We start from the raw sequence: 3,826 nt of genomic DNA, 5'->3' as shown, positions 1-3,826 counted from the left end.
ATCATCTGCATCGGCGAGAAATCGAACAGGTTTCTGAGAAACGCCATCACCGGCACACTCAAGGCCTTGAGCAATTCCCAGATCGCCGAGAACAGGCCGGTCAGCGGCCCCCAGTTTTCAATGATCATCCCCGCAGGCGACCACGAGAAAACCGACTTGAAGAAGTCGATCACTGGCGCCGTCACGACCGTGACCTTGTCCCAGATAGCCGAGAAAAATCCCGTGACCGGTTCCCACAGCGCAGCCAGTGCCGCCAGCGGTCGCCAGTCAAGTACCGAGCGCAACGTCGCCATCGCACTCGCCCCGGCGTTTTTCACGCCTTCCCACATCCCGGTGAAGAACGCGCTGATCGGTGTCCAGTTGGCCACGATCAAACCGGCCGCCACGGCAATGCCCATGGCGATCAGCATGATCGGGTTGGTCTTGAGCACCATGCTCATGACATCCATCACCTGGGTCATACCGGTGACGGCGGTTTGCATGGCGGAGAAGGCAATCGCCCCCGCCGCCAGGCCATCGACCAGTTTCGGGTTGTCGGCAAGCAGGCTGCCGACCTGCGTCAGCATCGGCTCAAGCCCGACCACCAAAGCCCCCACCGCCGGCACCAGCGCAGCGTCCACCGCCGCCGAAACCTTCTGCATCGACGCGCTGAACACGTTCATGTTCTGCGTGGCTGCAGTTGGCGCGGCGGGCAGGTCGACGGTTTTCGCCGTGGCGCTGACCTCGCTCAATTTGCCCTGGAACGCCGCCGCCGACTTGACCCCTTCCACGAACGGCGTGATGACGCTGCCGCCGTTGAACAGACCGCTGACGTCCAGCTTGCCGAGGCCGGTCTGCTCGAGATTGTTTCTAAAACTCTCAACCTTCATGCGCAGGGCGCCCAGTTTGGGCGAGAGTTCATCGATGCCGGTGATCAGCACCGGTTTCGGGGTTTTCTTCTCTTCGTCTGCCATCACTGCACCTGCTGCATCGCATTGATCCGTTGCGCGTGCTCCAGCGATTCGCGGAGCACATCCAGTGGCCTGGCCATCATCTGTTCGGGGTCAACCTTCCAGAACCAGGCCAAGTCATAGGCGACGGCGATCAGGTCGGTGATGGCGCCGACGCCGCACTCATGAAAAAACTCGCAACGGCCCAGCTCAGCGCATTGAGGTCAGCCAGATCGAGCTGGTTGACCGACGACGGCGGAATGCCCGCGCACACGGCGATGTATTTGGCCGCCACGTCCATGTCGAGGCTGACTTCTTCGCTCTTGTCGATCTTGTACGGCAGCGCCTTGATCGCTCGCACTTCCTGCACCGTCGGACGGCGCAGAACGATTTCGGTCAGAGGCTCGCCGTGGGCTTCGATTGCTACTTGAAGCTTCACGGCGCTGCTCATTGCCAGGTCCCCTTGATGCCTTCGAATTTCAGTTCGATGGTGGCGTCGTCGCCCTTGGAGACTGGCTCCTCGACCAGATAGGCGCCGGCCAGCACGTAGACTTTGCCGTTGCTGAACTCGCAGGTGACGGTGATATCGGTGCCTTCGATCAGCTTCTTCAGCGGAAAGTCAGCGGTGTGCAGCGCGGTCACTTTGAACGACGGTGCGATGTCGGTTTCCTTGTAGAAACCGGGCACGACGGTTTCACGTTTGACGGCCATCAGCGGGGCTTCGCAGCCGCCATTGATGGTCAGTTGTGCGCCGTCGACCTTGACGTAGCAGGTGCCTGCAATCAGTTGACCCATGGTATTTCTCCCTTCAAATAAAAAGCCCACGCGAGGTGGGCTGAATGCTTAATGCCGACCGCGCGGATCAGGCCGCGTCGTCGTACTGCAGACGGAACTGGTTGAGCAGTGCGAACACGCGCAAGCCATTGATGTAATCCGGCGGGAACAGCACGTTCACGCGGCTCGGGTCCTGCACGTCGCGCTCGACAATCAGGTGCTCGGCAAACAGCTCGGCGTTCTCCACATGACCTTCCAGCTCAAGCTTGGCGTACTGCGCGATCAGCTCGCCGCGAATGGTCGCTGGCGTGACGATCGGCTGGCCGGCGCCGAAACGGGTGCCGTCGGAGGCCAGTTTGTGGCGGCCGTATTTGCTGGTGATCACACTTTGCAGACGACGCACGATGAACGCCGACTGGTGCATGGTTTCGCTGTCCAGATAGGAGTTGTCGGCCTGGCCGTAAGCGTTCTTCTGGTAGGTGGTGATCGAGCGCTGGATGCGCACGTAACCGCCTTCGTAGTAGGCGGTGGCAATGCCGTAGTTGAGCAGCGACTGACGCTCGGTCAGGGTGAAACGTTCGCTTGCCGGCGCCGGGTCAACGCCCGGCAGGCTGCCGCTTTGTGTCGGACGGCTGGCATCGGCGGAGATGAACACCGCCGTGCGTGCAGCCAGCGCGGCGGCCTGTACCCAAAACGGTTGCGGTACGCCCGGCTCCAGCGCCTGGATGGTCATGTGCTGATCGTTGCGGGCCTGGCCTGCGGCGACCAGAGTGCCGACCGTGCCGCGCTTGGCGCTGTAGACGTGACCGAACAGTTGCTTGGCCCACGACCAGCGCCCGGTGCTGTCATCCATGACCGCTTGCCAGGTGTTGAGAGTGGCCAGATCGGACCACGGCAGCGCGATGAATTCGAAAGGCTCATCGCCCAATGCTGCGACGGCAGCGATCTGATCCGGTACACCGGCGCCGCCGGTCATGGCGGTGATTGCGCTGGTCAGACCGGCCGGAGTTTCTTCGCCGTTGCTCTTGCCCAGGCGATTGAATTGCAGGCTGATGTCGTTGCCGCTGTCGCCGGTCCATTTGGCGTTCAGGGTGACAATACCTTCAGCAGCGGCAGCACTGACCGGCAGGTCCGCAGTGGCGTTGATTTTCTGCGCCAGTGCGGTGGCCGCTTGAGCGGCGGTGGCGCCGTTGACCACGGTGGCCTGCACACGCACGCCGCCGACATACAGGTTGAGCATGCCCGCCTGAGTCGCGGTGCCGGTCAGGGTCAACACGCCTTTGGCGATAGCGCCTTCAGTGTTGTGCAGAGGCAGGCACCAGATCTCGCCGATCGGGTCGGCCTTGCGGAAAGTCTCGTACATCGAAGCGAGCATCGAGCCTTGGCCGCCGATGCTTTTCGCCAGCGCCACGCTGGAAACCAGCACCAGTTTGCCGACTTCAGTCGGGGCAATATTGTCGTTGACCTGAGCAACGATCAAACGGCGCATGGCCGAGGTCGCGCTGTTGGCGGCCGAGTTGTCCATTTCGGCATAGAACAGCGGCACACGAATGTCCGCCGGGATGTTGCTGAATCCGATTGCCATTATTTGGCTCCCTGTGGTTTAGCCGCTTTTGCGGTTTTGAATGTGATGTCGCCGTCGGCCAGACGCCGGCGCCACCAGGCGCTATCCAGCACGTCACGGCCTGCAGCCGGCAACAGGTCGCCCGCCTCCGGGTCAGGTACGACGCGGCCAGCGGCCGGCACTACGGTGATGCGGTTGCTCATGGGGTTACATCTCCAGAGAAAGTCATTTCCACCCGGCCATCCGGGCCCGGGCGTTGCAGGTTGGGGTCAGCCGGATCGATCGCATCGACCCGCACCGTCATCCCGGTAAAGGACGACAAAGCGTCCAGTTCGCGCTCGTGCCAACTCTCCGCAGGCTGACTTGGCAGATTGCGGCCGAGCTGGAACTCGGCATAAAAGCGCAGCCGATAGAACAGGCGGCTGCTGTTGATCGAGACCAGCTCACCGCCGTCATAAACGATGGCGCTGTAAGTGGAATCAGGTTTGAAACCGACCAGTGCGCGCCACAGTTCGGCGCGCAGGTCGTGCAACAGATCCAGCGCTTTTGTAGCGTCGGT

General features: G+C 61.8%; 4 protein-coding genes and 2 pseudogenes. All 6 read right to left on the bottom strand.

Annotation, left to right across the window (positions count from 1 at the left end; genetic code table 11):
* Nucleotides 1–953, bottom strand: a pseudogene (locus D6877_RS29770) (phage tail protein); the annotation flags it as partial.
* Nucleotides 954–1,083: 130 nt separating this feature from the next.
* Nucleotides 1,084–1,380 carry a phage tail assembly protein gene (locus D6877_RS02510; protein WP_130909729.1) on the bottom strand — a complete coding sequence of 99 codons (297 nt, stop codon included), beginning with the start codon at nucleotides 1,378–1,380 and terminating at the stop codon, nucleotides 1,084–1,086.
* Entirely contained in the window at nucleotides 1,377–1,724 is a 348-nt protein-coding gene (locus tag D6877_RS02505) for a phage tail tube protein (RefSeq protein ID WP_007908779.1), read from the bottom strand. Before D6877_RS02505 ends, D6877_RS02510 begins: the two co-directional genes overlap by 4 nt.
* A 67-nt stretch (nucleotides 1,725–1,791) precedes the next feature.
* Nucleotides 1,792–3,288, bottom strand: a complete 1,497-nt coding sequence (locus tag D6877_RS02500; RefSeq protein ID WP_130909728.1) for a phage tail sheath subtilisin-like domain-containing protein — start codon at nucleotides 3,286–3,288, stop codon at nucleotides 1,792–1,794.
* Nucleotides 3,288–3,470, bottom strand: a complete 183-nt coding sequence (locus D6877_RS02495; protein WP_130909727.1) for a DUF2635 domain-containing protein — start codon at nucleotides 3,468–3,470, stop codon at nucleotides 3,288–3,290. The genes D6877_RS02500 and D6877_RS02495 overlap by 1 nt, the downstream gene beginning before the upstream one ends.
* A pseudogene (locus D6877_RS02490) lies at nucleotides 3,467–3,826 on the bottom strand (hypothetical protein); the annotation flags it as partial. The pseudogene D6877_RS02490 and the gene D6877_RS02495, both read right to left, overlap by 4 nt.

The organism is Pseudomonas sp. Sample_9 (assembly GCF_004307535.1).
Lineage (GTDB): Bacteria > Pseudomonadota > Gammaproteobacteria > Pseudomonadales > Pseudomonadaceae > Aquipseudomonas > Aquipseudomonas mercuritolerans.
The sequence above is the reverse complement of the archived record's forward strand: the minus strand, read 5'-3'. Positions and strand labels throughout refer to the sequence as shown.

What these genes read in the sequence shown, in the direction of transcription:
- D6877_RS02510 (WP_130909729.1), bottom strand. Translation starts at nt 1,380, where the DNA reads ATGAGCAGCGCCGTGAAGCTTCAAGTAGCAATCGAAGCCCACGGCGAG.
- D6877_RS02505 (WP_007908779.1), bottom strand. Translation starts at nt 1,724, where the DNA reads ATGGGTCAACTGATTGCAGGCACCTGCTACGTCAAGGTCGACGGCGCA.
- D6877_RS02500 (WP_130909728.1), bottom strand. Translation starts at nt 3,288, where the DNA reads ATGGCAATCGGATTCAGCAACATCCCGGCGGACATTCGTGTGCCGCTG.
- D6877_RS02495 (WP_130909727.1), bottom strand. Translation starts at nt 3,470, where the DNA reads ATGAGCAACCGCATCACCGTAGTGCCGGCCGCTGGCCGCGTCGTACCT.